The following is a 19,079-nucleotide window of genomic DNA, read 5'->3' as shown; positions in this document are numbered from 1 at the left end:
CGATGCGGGGGACGCGGGCGGATCAGGCGAGCCACTCGTCGAGGTGCGCGGCGACGAAGTCGTCGTCGCGCAACTGCGGATGAGCGGCCCAGATCCGGTCGATCTCGTCGAGCTGGCCGGGTGAGAGCCGTTCATGCGGGTCCAGGCACCAGGTGCCGGCCAGCAGTCCCTGCCGGCGTAGTACCTCGTGGATACCCGGGATACACCCGGCGAAGCCGCCGGCGGCGTCGAAGATGGCGCCGTTGGCGTCGGTCAGCGGTCCGTCGATGCCGTCGAGGGCCAGCCGCGCCGCGTGGTCGCCGTCGCGCGCGAGCCGGGCCAGCTCCAGCGTCTCGACGGCGCCCCGGGTCCAGACCGACCACTGGCCGAGCAGCCCGCCGGCGAAGCGGGTGCTGCTGCCGTCGGCGTGCGCGAACGACGCGACGAGGTCACCGACGATGTGGTCGTCGTTGCCGGTGTAGAGCGTGACCGCGTCGCGCCTGGACGAGGCGGCGAGGCCGCTCACGATGTCGAGCGTCGCGTACCGGTCGAACGGCGCCGCCTTGACGCCGAGGACGCTGGGGATGTCGGCCAGCCGGGTCCAGTAGCCGCGCGAGTGCCGCCGGCCGCCGACCGCGGGCTGCAGCGCGAACCCGATGACGGGCAGCACGTCGCCCACCTTCCGGGCGCGGTCGAGGAGCGCGTCCTCGCTCCGGTCGCCGACGCCGTACGGGGCGAGGAGCACCGCGTCGTAGCCGAGCGAGGCCGCGAGCTCCGCCTCGGCGACCGCCTGATCGGTCTCGCCGACCACCCCGGCCACCAGCACGAGGTCCGGCGAGCCCTCCTTCCGGGCGGTGTCGGCCACCAGCTCGAGGACCGGCCGCAGCAGATCGGCGTGCGTCGTGTGGATCGCGAACTGGGTCGAGTGCACGGCCGCGGCCAGCCCGCCGGCGCCCGCGGCGAGGTAGTAGCGCACCAGCGCACGCTGCCGCCGCTCGTCGAACGACAACTCCTCGGTGAGCGCCAGCGGCATGGCCGGGATCACCGTCCCGGCAGCGAAGGTCTCCAGCGGTGCCATCAGAATCTCCCGTCCCTGACCTGGAATTTCGTGGGCCTGTCGAGCACCGTTCCGCCGGCGAGCAGCCACTCGGCCACGTCGCGCACCAGGTCGTCGGGGCTGCGCGCCGGGTAGCCGAACAGCGCGTGGCACCGGGCGGCGTCGGCCAGCAGCGCCGTCGGCGCCTCCTGCCCGGTGACGGCGACCTCGCGGCCCAGCGCCGCGCCGAGCTTCTCGGCCAGCCGGCGGGTGGACAGCGTCTCGGGGCCGGTGAGATTGAGGACGAACTCGGGGGTGGCGGCATGCCGCAGCGCCCGCAGGATCACCTCGTTCGCGTAGCCCTGCCAGACGAGGTTGACGTGCCCGGTGGTGACGTCGACCGGCTCGCCGGCGAGGATCTGCCGGCCGAGGTCGACGAGGATGCCGTAGCGCGGCTCGACCGCGTAGTTGAGCCGGATCAGCGCCAGCGGCGTGCCGTGCTCGCGGGCGGCGTGCGCGAGGACGCGTTCGCGCCCGAGACACGACATCGCGTACTCGCCCACCGGACCCACCGGGTCGGCCTCGCTGGCGCCGCCCGACGCCGTGGCCACCAGCGGGTACACGTTGCCGGTGGACAGCGCGACGATCCGCGCCGACCGGTACCGCTCGGCCACCCGTCCGGGCAGGTAGGCGTTGGTCGCCCACATGGCGGCCTCGTTGCCCTGCGTGCCGAACTTCGCCCCGACGAGGAAGATCACGTTCTCCGCGTCGGGCAGCGCGGCCAGGGCGGCGTCATCGGAGACGTCGGCGGCGATGACGTTCGCGCCGGCGGCCCGCAGCTCGCCGGCCACCGCGGCGTCGCCGAAGCGCGAGACGGCGTGCACCGTCGCCGAGGAACCGGCCTCGGTCAGGGCGCGCAGCGCGAGCATGACGAGGCTGGGCCCGAGCTTCCCGGCCGCGCCGAGCACGACGACGTCGCCCCGGACGTCGCGCAGGTCCTCGACCAGCGCCGCGCTCGGCGTGGCAAGAGCTCGATGGAGCTCGGGCAGCGTCTTCATGCGACACCTCGTCGATCGTCGGTCCGGGTGGGTCGAGCGCGTGTGCCGTCAGCATAGGTGCAAGCGGTTGCAATGCCAACCCTCGGACCACGGAACCGCGGCCTCCGCCGCGGCGAAGGTGCTCCGGCTAAGCGCCGGCGTCGCCGCGCAGGACGTGGGCGAGCACCGTCGCCACCAGCTGGCCGACGGCCGCGGGCTCCGCGTCGCGGCCGGACACCAGGAGATGCCCGCCGCCGACCAGCGAGAGCGTCAGCGAGTCGAGGTCGGCGTCGGACGCGATGCGGCCGAGGTCGCGCTCGGCGGCCAGGTAGGCCGACACCGCGGACGCCACCTCGGCGAGGATCGCGATGCCGCCGCCGGGCCGCGCCTGGCGCAGCCGGACCCGCAGCTCGTCGCGGAAGGTGACGAGCGGGATGATCGCCACCGGGACCGGTCCGAACAGGCTCGTCAGCGCCGCGGTGAGGTTGCCCACGACGGCGCCGGAGCCGGCCGCCTCGCGCAGCGCGCCGGCCTGCGCGTCGAGCCGCGCCGCGCGGTCGAGCACGAGCTCGGCGAGGAACTGGTCGAAGTCGGTGAAGTGGCGATGCAGCACGCCCTTCGCGCAGCCCGCTTCGTCGGTGACGGCCCGGCTCGTCAGCCCGCTCGGCCCGTCGCGCAACAGCACCCGCTCGGCGGCGTCGAACAGCTGCTGGCGCGCGTCGCGCAGATGCACTCCGGTCGGCACCCGCCCATCCTCTCCCGTCTCGCTCCCGTTGCCGAGTGGGCAACTGCCCACTAAAGTGGCCGCATGCCCACTCTACCCGGCGGCCCGCACGAGGCGCGGCGGATGGCCGAGTCCTTCGGCGCCGACCCGCAGCGCTACGACCAGGCCCGGCCGCGCTATCCCGACGCCCTGGTGACGCGGATCACCGGCGGGCGCAGCGGCCTCGACGTGCTCGACGTCGGCTGCGGCACCGGCATCGCCGCCCGGCAGTTCCAGGCCGCCGGCTGCGTCGTCACCGGGGTCGAGCCGGACGCGCGCATGGCCGGCTTCGCGCGCGCCCGCGACCTGCCCGTCGAGGTGGCGACGTTCGAGGCCTGGGACCCGCGGGGCCGGACCTTCGACGCCGTCGTCGCCGCCCAGTCGTGGCACTGGGTCGATCCCGCCGCGGGCGCGGCCAAGGCGGCGCGGGTGCTGCGTCCCGGCGGACGACTGGCGATCTTCGGCCACGTCTTCGAACCGCCCGGCCCGGTGGCCGAGGCGTTCGCGGCCGCCTACCGCCGGGTCGCGCCGGACTCACCTCTCGGCGGCCAACCCGCCCGCCGTCCGCTGGAGACGTACCAGGCGGGCTACGCCGCCGTCGCCGACCGGCTGCGCGAGGCCGGGCGGTTCGACGAGCCGGAGCAGTGGCGGTTCGACTGGCGGCACACCTACCCGCGCGACCGCTGGCTCGACCTGATGCGCACCACCGGCGGCCTCACGCCGCTGCGGCCCGATCAGTCGGCCGAGATCCTCGACGCCGTCGGGGGCGCCATCGACGACCTCGGCGGGGCGTTCACCATGGAGTTCACCACGCTCGCGACGACCGCCGTGCTCGCCGCGCCTCCGGCGTAGGCGTCCTATCGGGGCTTCGGCTCGCTCACCGTGCCGTTGCCGCTCTCGACGGCGACGGCCTCGGCCTTGGCGTCCTCGACCGCCGCCTCGGCCAGCTGGGCCACCTGGTCGGCAGCGGCCGCGGCGTCGGTGGGCAACCGGTCGCCGGCGGTCAGCTCGCGGTGGCCGTCGTGGTCGAGCTCGCCCCGCCGCTCATCGTCGGCGGCCGGTGGCGTGGCGGTGCTGGAGTAGTCGCCGAAGGCGCTGGTGACCGACCGGATCGCCTCGGTGAGCTCGCCGGGGATGACCCAGAACGTGTTGTTGTCGCCGTCGGCCAGGTGCGGCAGCGTCTCGAGGTACTTGTACGCGAGCACCTTCGGGTCGGCGTTGTTCTGGTGCACCGCCTGGAAGACCCGCTCGATGGCGCGTGCCTCGCCGTCAGCGCGCAGGATCATCGCCTGCTGGTTGCCCTGCGCCTCCAGGATCTCCTGTTGCCGGGTGCCCTCGGCGGTGAGGATCTTCGACTGCCGCTCCCCCTCGGCGTGCAGGATCACGGCGCGCTTGTCGCGCTCGGCCCGCATCTGCTTCTCCATGGCCTCCTTGATGGTGGCCGGCGGATCGATCGCCTTGATCTCGACCCGGTTCACCCGGATGCCCCACTTCCCCGTCGCCTCGTCGAGCACGGTGCGCAACTGCGCGTTGATGACCTCGCGGGAGGTGAGCGTCTTCTCGAGGTCCATGCTGCCGATGACGTTGCGCAGCGTCGTGACCGTCAACTGGTCGATGGCCTGCAGGTAGTTGGCCACCTCGTACGCGGCCGCGCGCGGGTCGGTGATCTGGTAGTAGAGGACGGTGTCGATGTTCACCACCAGGTTGTCCTCGGTGATGACCGGCTGCGGCTGCGAGGTGAAAACGTGCTCGCGGACGTCCAGCTTGGTGTTGATGCGGTCGACCATCGGGATGATGAAGTTCAGGCCCGGCTGCAGCGTGGTGCGGTAGCGGCCGAACCTCTCGACGTTGTAGCGGCGGGCCTGCGGCACGACGCGGACCGTCGAGGCGACCCCGAAGATCACCACGGCGGCGAGGACGATGATGAGGACCAGTAGTTCCATGTCTCCTCCGTCGTCTGGTCAGGGGAGCAGTTCCCGGGGGTAGACGATGGCCGTGGCGCCCTCGATCTCCATGACGTCGACGAGCGCGCCCACCGGGATCACGTGGTCGTCGTCCAGCGTCCGCGCGGACCACGTCTCGCCGGACAGCTTGATCAGCCCGTGATCGGCGGTGACCTCCTCGATCACGACGGCCTTCTTGCCCACCAGCGCGTCGGCGCCCTCGCTCGTCAATGGCGGATGGCTCATGTGCTGCCGCGCGATCGGGCGCATGACCACCAGGCCGGCCGCGCCCGCGATCGCGAACGCCGCGATCTGCAGCACCCAGACGCCACCCAGCCCGGCCACCACGGCCGCGATGAGCGCCGCGCCGGCGAGCAGGCCGAGGGCGAAGGTGAGCGTGAAGAACTCGGCCACGCCCAGCGCCGCGGCCACCACCAGCCACACGATCCACGCCATCGAACCGACCTCCCGGACCTACAGGACGGTCCTCCTTAATCTAGCTCGCCGGACGCCCGTTCCCGAGAGCCGGCGGCCGTCAGTTCCCGAGGGCCGGCAGGCAGCCGCCGTCGACGATGCCGCCGCCGATGGCGAGGGTGACCTCGGTGTCGCGGATCTCGCCGTAGACGCAGGCGGAGCCGACGTCGACGCCGATGGCCAGGCCGCCCATGGACACCTCGGACGAGCCGTGGGCCTGGACGCCGTAGCCGAGCGGCTCGAGGACGGCGCGAGCGTCGTCCGCCGTCAGCGGGCCGGCGGCGACGGCCTCGGTGAGGGCGGCCACGATGCGCTCGCGGTGCTCGACCGCCTCGCCCCGCCCGCCCGGAGGCACCACGCTGCGTTCCCGGTAGGCGTCGTTGGCGCGCATGCCGGCGTCGGGGTCGTAGCCCACGCAGTCGTCCGGCATCGGCTGGTCGTGCACCGACGGGCAGGCGCCGGTGGCGGACGCACCGGCACGAGCGTCGGCGGCCGTCGTGCCGCAGCCGGCGAGGCACGCGACGGCCAGGAGGGTGAACGCGGCGACGGCCTTCATCGCCCCAGCGAACAGCACGGCGCCCGCGATGTCGAGCGCCGGCGGTTCACTGCTTGAGGCGGATGACGTACTCGTAGCGGTCGCCCGGTGAGGCCGAGCGGACGAACTCGATCGGCGCCCCGCGGTGGTTGCTGGTCCACCGGTAGATGCTGAGCAGCGGCGTGTCCTTCGGCACCCCGAGCGCGACGGAGTCCTCGGCACTGGCCGCCTCGGCCCGGATCACCTCGGTCGCCTCGGCCGGCCGCTCGTCGGCCAGGTCGGCGAGCAGCGCGTACAGCGACTGCCGGGCCAGCAGCTCGTCCTCGGCGATGCCGGCGGCGAGGGCGTCGGGCAGCCAGGACTGCATGCGGCAGAACGCCCGGCCGTCGGCGGTGCGGACGCGCTCGACGCACCAGATGCGGGAGCCGCGCAGGAACGTCGCCGCGTCGGCCGGAGGGTCGTCGTCGATCGCGACCGACACGTCCCGGATGCCGGGCTGCTTGCCCAGTTCGCGCAGCGTGTCGGTGAAGCTCTTGAGGTCGCCGAGCACATGGGACACGCCCTGAGCGGCGACGAAGGTGCCCTTGCCCTGCTGGCGCCGGATGACGTTGGCCGACTCCAGGACATCCAGCGCCTGCCGGATGGTCGTCCGGGACACCTCGAACGTCTGCGCGAGCGTGTGCTCGCTCGGCAGCTTGGTCGACGGCTGCCAGCGGCCGGCCTCGATGTCGGCCCGGAGCGAGTCTGCCACCCGTTGATACGCCGGCCTCATGCCACCTCCACTTGTCACAACAAGTCTTGCACATGTACCTACAAGTTGCTACGGTCCCGGCCATCGGCTCCCTCCAGGTCCGATACGCCGGCAACCGGTTCGCAGAAAGAGGATCCCGTATGGCCCAGCCGTCTGTCCCCACCCCCGGCCTCGATCGCGAGTGGGAGTTCTCCCAGCTGCAGGACAGGGTGCACGGCTCGCTCGCCACCGCCGTCATCGGCGACGCTCTCGGCGCCCCGACGGAGCAGCGCAGCATCCGGGAGATCCGTGACCTCTGGGGCGGACGGGTCGAGGCGTTCAACGAGCCGCCGGCCGACTCCCCGTACGCCAAGGGCCGCAAGCCCGCGCAGATCACCGACGACTCCAGCCAGATGCTGCTGCTGGCGGAGGAGTTCATCAAGGGCGGCGGTTCGGTGACCGCTGCCGCCGTCGCGCGGATGATCCTCGGCTGGTCGGAGAACCCGGACTACTTCCCGCACTTCGCCGGGCCGAGCACCCGGCGCTCGGTCGAGGCGCTGCGGGGCGGCGCCGACCCGGAGACCATCGGCGCCGCGGGCCGCGAGACCACCATGGGCACCAGCAACGGCGGCGCCATGCGGGTCGCGCCGGCCGGCCTGGTCAACCCGGGCAACCTCCGCGCCGCCGTGGAGGCCGCCGCGATCACCTGCCGGCCCAGCCACTTCACGAACATCGGCGTCGCCGGCGCGGGCGCGATCGCCGCCGCCGTCTCCATCGCCCTCGCCGACGACGCGACCCTCGTCGACGTCGTCCGTGCGGCCCGGGCCGGCGCCCGGCTGGGCGCGCAGATCGGCGGCCGCGACGGCCGGGACTCCGCCGGCGCCAGCGTCGAGGCGCGCATCGAACTGGCCGTCAAGATCGCCATCGCCAGCGACGACCTCGACCAGGCGGTGGCACGCATCGCCGACTACGTCGGCACCGGCCTGCACGCCGCCGAGGCGGTGCCCGCGGCCATCGGCTTCGTCGTCGCGGCGGCCGGCGACCCGTGGCTGACGGTGGTGGCGGCGGCCAACGCGGGCGACGACACCGACACCGTCGCCTGCATGGCCGGATCGATCGCCGGCGCCCTGTCCGGGTTCGGGCAGGTCCCGCGCGACGCCTACCAGGCCGTGCTCGACGCCAACCAGCTCGACATCGAAGGGGTCGCCCGCCGGCTGACCGGCGTGGCCACCCTCCCGAAGCCGTCCCAGTCCTGATGCATCTCCGTGTTCGTCCTGCCAGGAGGTAGACCCATGAAGGTCAGAAGGTTCGCCGCGACCGCGGCCGCCACGCTGACGGCGGCGCTGGTGCTCGGCGCCTGCGGCCCCGCGTCGCCGTCGAACGAAACGGACGGCTCGGCCGGCGCGGAGCTCAACGCCGGTCAGGACTACGATCCGCGGGCCTTCGAGGGCAGCGAGATCAACCTGATGCTGATCGAGCACCCGTTCGTCGCGTCGGTGCAGCCGCTGCTCGAGCAGTTCGAGGAGGAGACCGGCATCACCGTCAACGTCGAGGTCCTCAACGAGCAGCAGGGCTTCGACAAGCTGCAGGCCGACCTCTCGTCCGGCGTCGGCAACTACGACGTCTTCATGACCGACCCGCTGCACAACTGGCAGTACGCGGCCGCCGGCTGGCTGGAGCCGCTGGACGGCTACGTGGACAACCCGGCCGTGACCATGCCGGAGTACGACGTCGACGACTTCGTCCCCGGCGTGCTCGACGCGGGCCGGTGGAACCGGGAGCTGCTGACCGGCCTGGGCGAGGGCGAGCTGTGGGCGCTGCCGATCAACTTCGAGTCGTACAACCTCACCTACCGGCCGAGCGTGTTCGAGGCCGCGGGCGTGCAGGTGCCGCAGACCTACGAGGACGTCCTCGCCGCGACCGAGCAGCTGGCCGCCGCGGAGTCCACGAGCGGCGTCTTCCCCATCGTCACGCGGTTCGACAAGTACTGGGACCTGCCCTACCTGACCTTCGCCAGCATGGCCCAGGCCTACGGGGTGCGGCTGCTGGACGACGACGGCGAGGTGGCGATCGCCACCGACACCGCGGCCGAGGTCACCGACCTGTTCATCGACATCGTCAAGAAGGGCTCGCCGCAGGACGCGTCGGCGTTCACCTGGTACGAGGTGCTGCAGGGGATGGCCAGCGGCCGGTTCGCCATGGCCCTCAACGAGGCCGACCTGTTCGCCCCCACCTACGAGGACGCGGCGGAGTCGAACATCGCCGACGACGTCGGCTACGCCCTGGTGCCCGAGGGCCCGGAGGGCCGGTTCGCCAGCGCCTGGATCTGGCAGCTCAGCATGGCGTCGGCGTCGGAGGAGAAGGGCGCCGCCTGGACCTTCCTGCAGTGGCTGACCAGCCCGGACGTGCTCGTCCAGACCAACCTGGCCGGCAACATGAACCCGGTGCGGGCGTCGGCGTGGGAGAACGAGGAGCTGGCCGGCCTGGTCGACTCGTGGGGCACGACGGCGGGCGAGTACCGCCAGGTGCTGGAGGAGACCGCCGAGATCGCCGAGATCCGGTTCCCGCCGCATCCCGAGCTGACCCGCGCGCTGGACATCTGGGCGGAAGCGATCCAGAAGTCGTTCTTCGACGGCAACACGAAGCAGAACCTGGAGTCCGCCCGCGACGAGATCGCCGGATTCCTCGCCCAGTGACACCTGGGGCCACGAACCCAAGGGAGTGAACGTGAGCACCAACACCCCGGTGACCGTGCGCCGCCGGAACGGGTCCGGCGCGCCGGCCGGCTCCGGCCGCCCGGGCCGCGCCGGCCCGCGGCGCAGGCGGACCGCGCGGGTCCACCTGCTCATGCTGGCCCCGGCGTTCCTGCTGGTCATCGGCATCCTCGTGCCGTTCGTGCAGGGCGTCGTCAAGAGCTTCACCAACGAGAAGGCCTACATCACCAACCCGTCGTTCATCGGGCTGGACAACTACATCGCGCTGTTCTCCAACGAACGGTTCCGCACCGGGCTGCTGCTGACGCTGCTCTACGTCGTCGTGGTGCTCGCGGTGCAGCTGCCGCTCGGGCTCGGGATCGCGGTGCTGCTCGAGCGGTCGACCATGATCCGCCGCATCGGCCGCAACATCCTGGTGCTGCCGCTGCTCATCCCGCCGATCGTCGCCGGGCTGATGTGGAAGACCATGATGCAGCCCAGCGCCGGGGTGTTGAACTACCTGCTCGCCTTCGCCGGCGTGGGCGACATCCCGTGGCTGACCGACCCGTCCACGGCGCTGTTGTCCGTCGTCCTCATCGACACCTGGGCGTTCACCCCGTTCAGCGCGCTGATCATGCTGGCCGGGCTGCAGTCGATGCCCGACTACCTGCGGGAGGCGGCGACGGTCGACGGCGCCTCCCGGTGGCAGGCGTTCCGGTACATCAGCCTGCCGTGGCTGGCGCCGTACATCGTGCTCGTCGCGCTGTTCCGGGTGGCCGACTCGCTCAAGCAGTTCGACTTCATCTGGCCGGTGACCCGGGGCGGGCCGCTGAACTCCACCCGGCTGCTGCACGTGCAGGGCTACGAGGAGGCGTTCCGCTTCTCCAGCCCGGCCATGGCGATGGCCATCATCTTCGTCCTGTGGATCATCGTCTACGGCGTGAGCTTCTTCCTGCTCCGGCTGTGGCGCCGAACTGTCAACGCGGTGGAGTGACATGACCATGCGAGCTGCCGGCTCCAAGGCCGGTTTCACCATCGCCTTCGCGGCCCTGACGGTCTTCCTGCTGTTCCCGCTGGTCTGGGTGCTGCTGATGTCGTTCAAGGGCTACGGCGACGTCATCGACTACCCGCCGAAGTTCCTCTTCGGCCCGACGCTGGAGAACTACCGCGAGGTGCTGTTCGGCGGCGGCGGAGGCATCGAGTCGACGTCCGGCGAGTTCAGCGGCTACCTGCTCAACTCGATCATCGTGTCCGGCGGTGCGGTGCTGCTGTCGCTGCTGGTCGGCGTGCCGGCGGCGTACGCGCTGAGCCGGAACCGGATCACCGGCGGCGACAACCTGGCCTTCACGTTCCTGTCGCTGCGCTTCGCCCCCGAGCTGGCGGTGATCATCCCGCTGTACGCGATCTTCCAGCAGATCCGCCTGTACGACAGCTACCTCGGGCTGATCCTGGCGCACCAGCTGATCACCATCCCGCTGGTGATCTGGATCGTGCGGACGTTCCTCGCCGACGTCCCGGTCGAGGTCGAGGAGGCCGCCGAGATCGACGGCTGCGGGCAGTGGCGGGTGCTGCTGTCCGTCGTGGCGCCGATCATCCGGCCGGGCATCGCCAGCGCCGGCATCCTGGCGTTCGTGTTCAGCTGGAACAACCTGCTGATGGGCCTCGTGCTGTCCGGGCCGAACACCCGGCCGGTGACGGTCGGCATCCTGCAGGCCATCGGCTTCGACCAGGTACGGTGGGGCTGGATGGCCGCCGCCGCGATGATCGCGGCCGTGCCCGGCATGATCATCGCCATCTACCTGCAGCGTCACCTGGTCCGTGGCCTCACCATGGGCGTCGGCAAGTAGCGCCGGCACGCACAGTGCGGAAGGAAGTCAGATGGAAGAGCTCCGGGTCATCCAGGCCGGCGTCGCCACGTTCTTCGGCCGCCCGATGGCGACCGTCGACGACCTGGGTGACGCCAAGGCCGCGATCACCGGGATCCCGTGGGACGAGGGCAACGCGGGCCGCAACGGCGCCAACATGGGGCCGCGGGCGTTTCGCGACGCGTCCAGCTGGTTCTTCGGCTACGACGCGCAGCGCGGGTTCGACCTCTGGGAGGAGCTGCCCACGGTCGACGTCGGCGACGTGCCGGTGATGCCGCCGAACGCGGCCCGCACCATGGACCTCATCGAGGACCACGTGTACCGCGTCCGGTCCCAGGGCGTGCTGCCGGTCTCCGTCGGCGGGAACCACGCGCTGGCCATCGGCGCCGCCCGGGGCGCGGCCCGCACGGTGAAGAAGATGGGCTACCTCAGCATCGACGCGCACCTGGACACCGCCTACGGCTGGGGCGGCGAGACACTGACCAGCGGGTGTCCGACCATGCGAGCCGCGGAGATCGAGAACGTCGACCCCGCCAACGTCGTCGTCTTCGGTGTGCACGGCTGGCTGAACCCGCGCGACCAGGTCGAGGCGGCGGCAGAGCAGGGCATCCGCTGGTACGGCATGGAGGAGATCCTGGAGCTCGGGGTCGAGCGGGCCATCGACCAGGCCATCGAGCGTGCGCTGGACGGCGTCGACGGGCTGTACGTGAGCTTCGACCTCGACTCGGTGGACGCGTCGGCCTTCCCCGGCACCGGCACCCCGGAGCCGGGCGGCTTCACGTCCCGCGAGACCCTCACCATCGCCCGGGCGCTGGGCCGGGCGAAACCGATCGCGATGGACCTCGTCGAGATCGCCCCGATCTACGACCTGTCCGGCATCAGCGTCCGGCTGGCCTGCGCGACGGCGATGGAGCTGCTCTCGGGAGCGGCGGGCCGATGACTCCGGTGATCGCCGTCGTCGGCGACATCGCCGTCGACTACACCATCGTCACCGACCACGCCCGGGCCCAGGACGAGAAGGTCCCGGTGGCGTCGTCAACGTGGGAGCTGGGCGGGACGGCGGCGAACGTCGCGGCCCAGATCGCCAAGCTCGGCGGCCGGGCCGCGCTCGTCGGCGACGTCGGCACCGACCCGTGGGGCGGCTGGCTGCTGGACCGGCTGGGCGGGCTCGGGGTCGACACCACCGCCGTGCGGCAGCTCCCCGGCAGATCCACCGTCGTGACCATCGTGCACGACGCGGCCCGCCGCACGCTCTACGTCGACCGCGGCGTCACCGGCCAGGCGCCGGTCCCGGTCGATGCGGCGGCCGGCGCCGATCTGGTGTACGTCAACTACGCGCCGGAGGCGGTGCCCGCGCTCGTCGAGGCCGGCCTGGCCGAGCGGACGATGCTGGGCCTGGAGCACTGGATGCTCGACACCCCGGGGCTGGCCGCCTGCCTGCCCCGGCTGCGCGCCGTCGTCACCAACGAGGCCGGGCTGGCCGAGCTGCGCCGGCGGCGGCTCCGACTCGGGGTGGACGTCGTCGTGACCCTGGGCGAGCGCGGCGCCACGCTGATGCGCGACGACGAGATCGTCCATCACGAGCCCGCGGTGCCGGTGACCGCCGTCGACCCGACCGGTGCCGGCGACGCCTTCGCCGGCGCGCTCTGCCAGGCCGTCCTCGGCGGCCGGAGCCTGCGCGAGGCCATGGCGTCCGCCGTCGTCGCCGGCGCGCTGGCCACCCAGGCGCTGGGCGCCCAGGCCGCCCAGCCCGACGCCGCCCAGCTGGCGGCCCACCTGCGCTAGCGCCCTCCGGCAGCAGACGACCCGAGCGTGACGTCACCCCGGCACGAGTTTCTTGAACGATAGTTCTACTTGTACTATCGTTCAAGAATCTATCCGGGGAGGTCACGTGACCGAGGTCGCCACCCGACGAGCCGGTGCGCGCGAGTGGGCGGGCCTGGGGCTGCTGGCGCTGCCGACGGTGCTGCTGGGCCTGGACCTCACGGTCCTGTACCTGGCGTTGCCGAGCATGGCCGCCGATCTCGATCCGTCGGCGGCGCAGGCGTTGTGGATCATGGACGCGTACGGCTTCCTCGTCGCCGGGCTTCTCATCACCATGGGCACGCTGGGCGACCGGATCGGCCGGCGCCGCCTGCTGCTGATCGGCATGAAAGCGTTCGCGGTCGTGTCGGTGGTGGCGGCGTTCGCCCCCAGCGCCGAGCTGCTCATCGTGGCGCGCGCTCTGCTGGGGATCGCGGGAGCGACGCTGATGCCGTCGACCCTGTCGCTGATCTCGAACATGTTCACCGACGTGCGGCAACGCGCGGTGGCGATCGGGGTGTGGGCGACGATGTTCGCGCTCGGCATGGCGGCCGGGCCGGTGCTCGGCGGGGCGCTGGTCGACCGGTTCTGGTGGGGCGCGGCGTTCCTGGTCGCGGTCCCCGTCGCCGCCGTGGTCCTGGTCGCGGCGAAGGCGCTGCTGCCGGAGTTCGCCGACGCGCGGGCCGGGCGGCTGGACCTCGTCAGCGTCGCCCTGTCCCTGGCGGCGATCCTGCCCGGCGTCTACGCCGTCAAGCACGCCGCCACCCATGGGGTGGACACGAGCACGGCGTTCCTCCTCGCGGCCGGGGCCGTGGCCGGCGTGACGTTCGTGCGCCGGCAGCGGCGGCTGGTCTCCCCGCTGCTGGACGTCACGCTGTTCGCCGATCGGGCCTTCTCCGCGGCGCTGACGGTGTTGCTGATCGGGCTCGTCGGTGTCGGCGGCACGATGTACCTGGTCACCCAGTACCTCCAGCTCGTCGAGGGCATGTCCCCGTTCACCGCGGGACTGTGGATGGGCCCGCCGGCGCTGGCGATGTTCGCCGCGGCCGTCGGCGCTCCGCTGGTCGCCCGCAGGGTCCGCCCGGGCGTGGTCATGGGGGTGACGCTCGCGCTGTCGGTGATCGGGTACGCGCTGCTGGCGACGGCCGGGACGGACGACGCCGCGGCCGTGGTGGCCGGGTTCGCGTTCGTCTACCTCGGCCTGGGGGCGATCGCCGCGCTCGGCACCGACATGGTCGTCGGCGCCGCACCGGCGGCGCGGTCCGGTTCGGCCGCCGCGCTCTCCGAGACGGTCCAGGAACTCGGGATCGCCCTCGGGGTCACCCTGCTGGGCAGCCTCGCCACCGTCGTCTACACCACCCGCGTGGCCGCGCCCACCGGGGTCGCGCCCGAGGACGGCGCCCTGGTCACCGACAGCCTCGCCGGTGCGCTGTCGGTCGCGGACCGGGTGCCCGCCGAGGTCGTGCGCGACGCGCAGGACGCATTCACCACCGGGGTGAACCTCGCCTCGGCCGTCGCGGGCGCGGCCATCGTCGCGGCGTCCGTGCTGTGCTTCGTGGCGCTGCGCCGAGCCCGCCCACTCGGCCAGTAGCCTGTGGCGAACGGGAGGAGGCGGCATGACGGACGGCGACGAGCACCCCGCCGACGGCCGGCGGGCCCGCGGCGCCAAGCGCCGGGCCGAGATCATCGCCGCCACCCTGGCCGTGGTCACCCGCGACGGTGCGGCCGGCGTCACCCACCGCACCGTCGCCAAGCAGGCAGGCATCCCCACCAGCCTGAGCACCTACTACTTCGCCACCCTCGACGACCTCCTCGTCGCCGCCCTGTCCAGCGTCGCCGACGCCTACACCGTCCGCATCCGGCAGATCATCGACGGCCCCGGCGACAAGCTGCGCGGCCTCGCCGAGCTGATCGCCGAGTCCGGCGGGCCGGGACGCGAACGCGCCCTGGCCGAACGCGAGCTGTCCACCCTCGCCGCGCGCCGGCCCGCGTTGGCGCCGGTCGCCCGGCAGTGGCGCGAGGACGTCGCCGAACTCGCCGCCACCCTCACCGGCGACCCGCGGGCGATCGCCGCCCTCGTCGCCGCCTCCGACGGCCTGTGCACCGCCATCCTGATCGACAACGCCCCCGGCGACGCCGGCCACGTTCACCGGGTGCTCGCCCAGGCCCTCGGCACCCGCCCCGCCACGACCGTCAGATGAAGATCGCCCGGCCCGGGTCGGTGAACCCAGCGCCGACGATGAGCGAGTCGCCGTACGGTCGGGTGACGAAGCCCGCGTCGTTGTGCCAGGCCCGGATCTGGCCGTCGGCCTGGATCGCGGCGATCTCGGCCCGGCCGTCCCCGTCGAGGTCGGCGAAGCGGAGCCTGGCCGGATCGGTGAAGCCGTCGGCGATGATCACCGACGCTCCGTACGGCATGGTGGCGAACCCGGCGTCGTTGTGCCACGCCTGCACCTCGCCGTTCGCCTGGACGGCGATGATCTCGTCGCGTCCGTCGCCGTCGATGTCGGCGAAGGCGGTCCGCGAGGGCGTGAACCCGGTGGCGACGATGCGCGAGGCGCCGTAGGGCATGGCCGAGAAGGCGCCGTCGTTGTGCCAGGCCTGCACCTCGCCGTTGGCCTGGACGTTGATCAGCTCGGCCCGGCCGTCGTCGTCGAGGTCGGCGAACCGGACCCGCGCCGGGTCGGTGAACCCGGTCGCGATGATCACGGAGTCGCCGTAGGGCATGGTGCCGAAGCCGAGGTCGTTGTGCCACGCCTGGATGTCGCCGTTGGGCTGGAGGTGGATCTGCTCGGCCCGGCCGTCGTCGTCGAGGTCGGCGAACCGGACCCGCGCGGGATCGGTGACTCCGGTGCCGATGATCGCCGAGTCGCCGTACGGCGTCGTGGCGAAGCCGAGGTCGTTGTGCCACGCCCTGATCTCGCCGCTCGCCTGGACGACCGCGAGCTCGGCGCGGCCGTCGCCGTCCAGCGACACCGCACGCCGGCCGCCCTGCACCGGCACGTTGCCCACCCAGGACAGGTCGACGGAGTACAGGTGCCGCGCGCCGCCCACCCAGCCGTGGAACACCACCTTGTCGCCGCCGGTGAGGCCGTCGGCCGCGGTGACGACGTCGGCGCCGCCCGGGCCGCAGATGCCGGTGTTCCCCTGCGTCATCAGTGCTTGTCCGGCGTGCGTCCACGGGCCGCCGAGAGCGGTGGCGGTCGCGTAGGAGGTGTAGTAGCCGCACCCGCCGTAGTCCCCGCGCGAATAGAACAGCACGAACACGCCGCCCCGCTGCACCAGGTCAGGGGCCTCGATCACCTGCCCTGCCGGCACCGAGACGAGGGCCGTCGAGCCGCCGACGAGCGCCGTGCCGTTGTTCGTCGTCCGGACCAGCCACAGCGTGCTCGACTGCCCGATCGCGTTGCCGTCGTTCTTCCACAGCAGGTACCGGGTGCCGTCGGCGGCGACGAAGGTGTTCGCGTCGATGGCCCCGCCGCTGCTCGTCGGGCAGATCAGCGGCGACGTGGCCGGCGTGAACGGTCCGAGGGCGTTCGTCGCGGTGGCCACGCCGATGCACTGGCGCCCCGACGCCGTGTGCCAGGCGGTGTAGGTCATGGTGAGGGTGCCGTCGCCGTTGAGATGGACGTCCGGCGCCCAGGTCCGGCCGGCCGTCGCCCAGCTCGGCGACGGGCCGCCGGGCATCGCGTCGCCGCGGACCGACCACGGCCCGTCGATCGTCGGCGCGCTCGCCACCGGCACGTGGGCGAAGTTGTTGGTCGCGTACGCGTACCAGGTGCTCCCGACCCGCACGAGGTCCGGATCCGGGAAGTCCTGCGCGATGAGGTGCTTGGGCACCTCCGGTGGAACGGCGGCGGCCGGGGCCAGCCCGGCCGTCATCGAGGCGAGAACGGCGACACAGGTGAGGGCGGTTCGACGCAGCCGACGGGACATCGCGACTCCTTCGGATGGCGCGGACGGGGCGGGTCAGGGTCGTTGCGGGGACCACTCCTCGCGCCAGGCGACGAGGTCGGCCGAGCCGCCGCCGGGTGCGCCCCGGGCGACCTGGAAACTCAGACGCAGCACGGTGCCGGACGCGGCCGCGAGCTCGGACTCGTACGTGCCGGCGCGAGCGGGCGCCTTGAGGGCGAACACGACCTCGCCGGCCGGGTTCGCCAGGACGGCGTTCTGCGGCCGCCCGTCGAAGACGTGCGTCACCCGCTCACCGGGCTCGAAGCCGGTGGCCGTGATCGTCTGGACGGTGTTCGTGCCGACCGGGTCGTACCGGACGGCGCCGGCCGGCTCCGGCTCGGGTTCGGCGGGCAGCGAGCTGAAGCCGATCAGCTCGTAGTCGTCCCACCGGCTGCCGGCGGCGGTCGGGGTGGTCCACGGGTTCTCACCGGCGGGCGAGCCGTCGTGGTAGTAGATGGTCAGGCCGCCGTCGGCGCCGACGACCAGCAGGTCGGACCGGCCGTCGCCGTCCGCGTCCTGCACGTCCAGCGTCCCGGCGCCGGCCCAGGCGGTCCCGAGCTCGTAGGGGCGCGTCGGGTCCGTGCCCGCCCGGGCCGCGGCCAGGTCCCAGGTCCAGACCGGCGGCGTGCCCGGCCCGATGCGGGCGCCCGGGTTGGGCAGCACCCACACCGAGCCGTCGGCCTCGCGGATGACGAGGTCGCGCGCGTCGTCGCCGGTCATCTCGGCCCACCGGACGAGGTCGGTGGTCTGCAGGCCGACGGCGACGTCGGTCCATGCGCCCGGCGCCAGCCACGGGCTGATGCCGGTCTGCCCGTCGTGGAACCAGACCCTCAGGTTGCCATCCGGCATCCGCGACAGCAGGTCCGGGCGGTCGTCCCGGTCGACGTCCTCGAGCAGCACCTCGGCGGCGTTGTTCCAGCCGCTCATCCCGAAGATCTTGGCGCTGATGTCCCACGGCGATGCGGCGACGCCCTGGTGCGGGTGGTACCAGACGCTGCCGGTGCCGGCCGGGTCGCGGAAGAACAGGTCGATCTCGCCGTCGAGGTCGATGTCGTCGAGGGCGAACACGTCGGCGCCGCTCCAGTCGGAGCCGACGACGTTCGCCGCCGAGCGCGTCCACGGGCGGTCCCGGTCGCCGGTGTGCCAGAGCCGCCACAGCCGGCCGTCCCGGTCCAGCGCGACCGCGTCACCCATGCGCACCGGTTCCGGGTCGGGCTCGGGCTGGGGGTCCGGCGGGTCCGGGGGCGCCTGGGTCACCGGCGCGTCGGTGCCGGCGAGCAGGCTGCCCGGCCCCCACCAGGACCCGCCGTCGACGCGGGTCGTCCACGGCTTCTGGCCCACGGTCGCGCCGTTGTGCGGGTAGATCGAGAGCCGGCCGTCGTCGTCGAGGGCGAGCAGGTCGCCGAGGCTGTCGCCGTTGACGTCGGCCACCCTCAGCGCCGCGTAGTCGGCCCAGGCGAAGCCCAGTTCGTACGGGAGGGTCGGATCGACCTCGGCGCTGGCCGCCCGCAGCCCGCTGGTCTCGGCCGCGGCCCGCGCCCGCAGCTCGTCGAGGTCCCAGACCACCTCGGGGACCGCCGTGTCGGCGCCGGTCGAGCGGACGGCCGGCTGCGCGGTCTCGCCCGGGTGCGGGACGATCCACAGCGTGCCGTCGTCCTCGCGGATCACGAGGTCCCGGAAGCCGTCCCGGGTGACCTCGCCGAACGCGACCGTATCGGCCCGGTCCAGGCCGTAGGCGACGTCGTACGCCGGCCGGGTCAGCCACGGGCTGGCGCTGGTGGAGCCGTCGTGCTCCCAGATCCGCAGGTTCCCCGCGGGCTGGCGGGCCATCAGGTCGGGCCCGCCGTCCCGGTTGAAGTCGTCCAGGACGACCTGCGGCGTGCCGGCCCAGCCGGTCATGCCCAGGACCCGCTCCCCCAGGTCCCAGACCGGGTCGAGGTCGCCCCGGTTCGGGTGGTACCCGACGGAGTCGCCGATGCGGTCGAACAGGTCGGGCTCGCCGTCGAGGTTCACGTCGGCGACGGCGAGCGAGTCCGCGCCGCCCCAGCCGGTGCCCACGGTGGCGCCGCTCGCCTCCGGCCACGGCGTGCCGGCGGAGGCGGTGTGCGAGTAGTGGACCAGGCGCCCGTCCGCCGTCCGGAGCACGAGGTCGCCGGGTTCGACGCCGATCGGCTCGGCCGTCGAGACCGCCACCGCGACCAGCGGCATCGTCAGGACGGACACGGCGCCGGCGATGAGTGTGCGCGGGGTTCTACCAGGCATGAACA

At 72.9% G+C, this 19,079-nt stretch carries 18 protein-coding genes; 9 read left to right on the top strand and 9 right to left on the bottom strand.

Translation table 11 applies throughout. The features are described 5' to 3' along the window. Nucleotides 1-22: 22 nt before the first annotated feature. The 3 genes from BLU82_RS06160 to BLU82_RS06150 all read right to left on the bottom strand — a co-directional run bounded on the left by BLU82_RS06160 (nt 23) and on the right by BLU82_RS06150 (nt 2,797). The gene (locus BLU82_RS06160; protein WP_092617155.1) at nt 23-1,057 is read right to left on the bottom strand and encodes a dihydrodipicolinate synthase family protein; all 1,035 of its coding nucleotides are present in this window, start codon (nt 1,055-1,057) and stop codon (nt 23-25) included. Beyond that, nucleotides 1,057-2,073: an NAD(P)-dependent oxidoreductase gene (locus BLU82_RS06155; protein ID WP_092617152.1), complete on the bottom strand. Its 1,017-nt coding sequence runs from the start codon at nt 2,071-2,073 to the stop codon at nt 1,057-1,059. Before BLU82_RS06155 ends, BLU82_RS06160 begins: the two co-directional genes overlap by 1 nt. Before the next feature lie 127 nt (nt 2,074-2,200). Further along, on the bottom strand, nt 2,201-2,797 hold the full coding sequence (locus tag BLU82_RS06150; RefSeq protein ID WP_092617149.1) for a TetR/AcrR family transcriptional regulator: 597 nt from the start codon (nt 2,795-2,797) through the stop codon (nt 2,201-2,203). 63 nt (nt 2,798-2,860) lie between these two features. On the opposite strand from BLU82_RS06150, the gene BLU82_RS06145 reads away from it, so the two are divergent. Further along, nucleotides 2,861-3,667 (top strand): class I SAM-dependent methyltransferase, encoded by an 807-nt coding sequence (locus BLU82_RS06145; RefSeq protein ID WP_092617147.1) that lies wholly within the window; start codon nt 2,861-2,863, stop codon nt 3,665-3,667. Between the two features lie 5 nt (nt 3,668-3,672). Here the strand turns inward: BLU82_RS06145 and BLU82_RS06140 are convergent, their stop codons facing one another. The 4 genes from BLU82_RS06140 to BLU82_RS06125 form a co-directional block, all read right to left on the bottom strand. Continuing rightward, nucleotides 3,673-4,758 carry an SPFH domain-containing protein gene (locus BLU82_RS06140; protein WP_092617145.1) on the bottom strand — a complete coding sequence of 362 codons (1,086 nt, stop codon included), beginning with the start codon at nt 4,756-4,758 and terminating at the stop codon, nt 3,673-3,675. An 18-nt stretch (nt 4,759-4,776) separates the two neighbouring features. Continuing rightward, entirely contained in the window at nt 4,777-5,214 is a 438-nt protein-coding gene (locus tag BLU82_RS06135) for an NfeD family protein (protein WP_092617142.1), read from the bottom strand. Between the two features lie 79 nt (nt 5,215-5,293). Then, nucleotides 5,294-5,788: a hypothetical protein gene (locus tag BLU82_RS06130; protein WP_092617139.1), complete on the bottom strand. Its 495-nt coding sequence runs from the start codon at nt 5,786-5,788 to the stop codon at nt 5,294-5,296. Nucleotides 5,789-5,834: 46 nt separating this feature from the next. Beyond that, entirely contained in the window at nt 5,835-6,518 is a 684-nt protein-coding gene (locus BLU82_RS06125) for a GntR family transcriptional regulator (protein WP_172885545.1), read from the bottom strand. Between the two features lie 140 nt (nt 6,519-6,658). Here BLU82_RS06125 and BLU82_RS06120 point away from each other — a divergent pair, with 140 nt between their 5' ends. From BLU82_RS06120 to BLU82_RS06085, 8 genes are all read left to right on the top strand, one after another. Beyond that, complete coding sequence (locus BLU82_RS06120; RefSeq protein ID WP_157740634.1) at nt 6,659-7,753, top strand: ADP-ribosylglycohydrolase family protein; 1,095 nt, start codon at nt 6,659-6,661, stop codon at nt 7,751-7,753. Nucleotides 7,754-7,789: 36 nt separating this feature from the next. Further along, the gene (locus tag BLU82_RS06115; RefSeq protein WP_092617130.1) at nt 7,790-9,193 is read left to right on the top strand and encodes an ABC transporter substrate-binding protein; all 1,404 of its coding nucleotides are present in this window, start codon (nt 7,790-7,792) and stop codon (nt 9,191-9,193) included. A 31-nt stretch (nt 9,194-9,224) separates the two neighbouring features. Further along, a complete protein-coding gene (locus BLU82_RS06110) occupies nt 9,225-10,184 on the top strand; it encodes a carbohydrate ABC transporter permease (protein WP_157740632.1) in 960 nt (319 codons plus the stop codon). A 1-nt stretch (nt 10,185) separates the two neighbouring features. Beyond that, nucleotides 10,186-11,037 (top strand): carbohydrate ABC transporter permease, encoded by an 852-nt coding sequence (locus BLU82_RS06105; protein WP_092617124.1) that lies wholly within the window; start codon nt 10,186-10,188, stop codon nt 11,035-11,037. A 31-nt stretch (nt 11,038-11,068) separates the two neighbouring features. Then, the gene (locus BLU82_RS06100; protein ID WP_092617121.1) at nt 11,069-11,995 is read left to right on the top strand and encodes an agmatinase family protein; all 927 of its coding nucleotides are present in this window, start codon (nt 11,069-11,071) and stop codon (nt 11,993-11,995) included. Beyond that, nucleotides 11,992-12,840: a carbohydrate kinase family protein gene (locus BLU82_RS06095; RefSeq protein ID WP_092617118.1), complete on the top strand. Its 849-nt coding sequence runs from the start codon at nt 11,992-11,994 to the stop codon at nt 12,838-12,840. The genes BLU82_RS06100 and BLU82_RS06095 overlap by 4 nt, the downstream gene beginning before the upstream one ends. A 106-nt stretch (nt 12,841-12,946) precedes the next feature. Beyond that, complete coding sequence (locus BLU82_RS06090) at nt 12,947-14,449, top strand: MFS transporter (protein ID WP_092617115.1); 1,503 nt, start codon at nt 12,947-12,949, stop codon at nt 14,447-14,449. A gap of 25 nt (nt 14,450-14,474) precedes the next feature. Continuing rightward, nucleotides 14,475-15,059 (top strand): TetR/AcrR family transcriptional regulator, encoded by a 585-nt coding sequence (locus BLU82_RS06085; protein WP_092617112.1) that lies wholly within the window; start codon nt 14,475-14,477, stop codon nt 15,057-15,059. Here the strand turns inward: BLU82_RS06085 and BLU82_RS06080 are convergent. After that, nucleotides 15,052-16,794, bottom strand: coding sequence for a family 43 glycosylhydrolase (locus BLU82_RS06080; protein WP_092617109.1), 1,743 nt, complete (start codon nt 16,792-16,794; stop codon nt 15,052-15,054). The genes BLU82_RS06085 and BLU82_RS06080 overlap by 8 nt on opposite strands. Nucleotides 16,795-16,827: 33 nt before the next feature. After that, nucleotides 16,828-19,074 (bottom strand): hypothetical protein, encoded by a 2,247-nt coding sequence (locus BLU82_RS06075; protein WP_157740630.1) that lies wholly within the window; start codon nt 19,072-19,074, stop codon nt 16,828-16,830. Between the last annotated feature and the right edge of the window lie 5 nt (nt 19,075-19,079).

Origin of the sequence: Jiangella sp. DSM 45060, assembly GCF_900105175.1 — a bacterium.
Taxonomy (GTDB): Bacteria; Actinomycetota; Actinomycetes; order Jiangellales; family Jiangellaceae; genus Jiangella.
The sequence above is the reverse complement of the archived record's forward strand: the minus strand, read 5'-3'. Positions and strand labels throughout refer to the sequence as shown.

Excerpts from the sequence above, each read along its gene's own strand:
- BLU82_RS06095 (WP_092617118.1), top strand. The coding sequence starts at position 11,992 with ATGACTCCGGTGATCGCCGTCGTCGGCGACATCGCCGTCGACTACACC.
- BLU82_RS06155 (WP_092617152.1), bottom strand. The coding sequence starts at position 2,073 with ATGAAGACGCTGCCCGAGCTCCATCGAGCTCTTGCCACGCCGAGCGCG.
- BLU82_RS06135 (WP_092617142.1), bottom strand. The coding sequence starts at position 5,214 with ATGGCGTGGATCGTGTGGCTGGTGGTGGCCGCGGCGCTGGGCGTGGCC.
- BLU82_RS06140 (WP_092617145.1), bottom strand. The coding sequence starts at position 4,758 with ATGGAACTACTGGTCCTCATCATCGTCCTCGCCGCCGTGGTGATCTTC.
- BLU82_RS06105 (WP_092617124.1), top strand. The coding sequence starts at position 10,186 with ATGACCATGCGAGCTGCCGGCTCCAAGGCCGGTTTCACCATCGCCTTC.
- BLU82_RS06075 (WP_157740630.1), bottom strand. The coding sequence starts at position 19,074 with ATGCCTGGTAGAACCCCGCGCACACTCATCGCCGGCGCCGTGTCCGTC.
- BLU82_RS06115 (WP_092617130.1), top strand. The coding sequence starts at position 7,790 with ATGAAGGTCAGAAGGTTCGCCGCGACCGCGGCCGCCACGCTGACGGCG.
- BLU82_RS06130 (WP_092617139.1), bottom strand. The coding sequence starts at position 5,788 with ATGAAGGCCGTCGCCGCGTTCACCCTCCTGGCCGTCGCGTGCCTCGCC.
- BLU82_RS06100 (WP_092617121.1), top strand. The coding sequence starts at position 11,069 with ATGGAAGAGCTCCGGGTCATCCAGGCCGGCGTCGCCACGTTCTTCGGC.
- BLU82_RS06080 (WP_092617109.1), bottom strand. The coding sequence starts at position 16,794 with ATGTCCCGTCGGCTGCGTCGAACCGCCCTCACCTGTGTCGCCGTTCTC.
- BLU82_RS06145 (WP_092617147.1), top strand. The coding sequence starts at position 2,861 with ATGCCCACTCTACCCGGCGGCCCGCACGAGGCGCGGCGGATGGCCGAG.
- BLU82_RS06120 (WP_157740634.1), top strand. The coding sequence starts at position 6,659 with ATGGCCCAGCCGTCTGTCCCCACCCCCGGCCTCGATCGCGAGTGGGAG.
- BLU82_RS06085 (WP_092617112.1), top strand. The coding sequence starts at position 14,475 with ATGACGGACGGCGACGAGCACCCCGCCGACGGCCGGCGGGCCCGCGGC.
- BLU82_RS06160 (WP_092617155.1), bottom strand. The coding sequence starts at position 1,057 with ATGGCACCGCTGGAGACCTTCGCTGCCGGGACGGTGATCCCGGCCATG.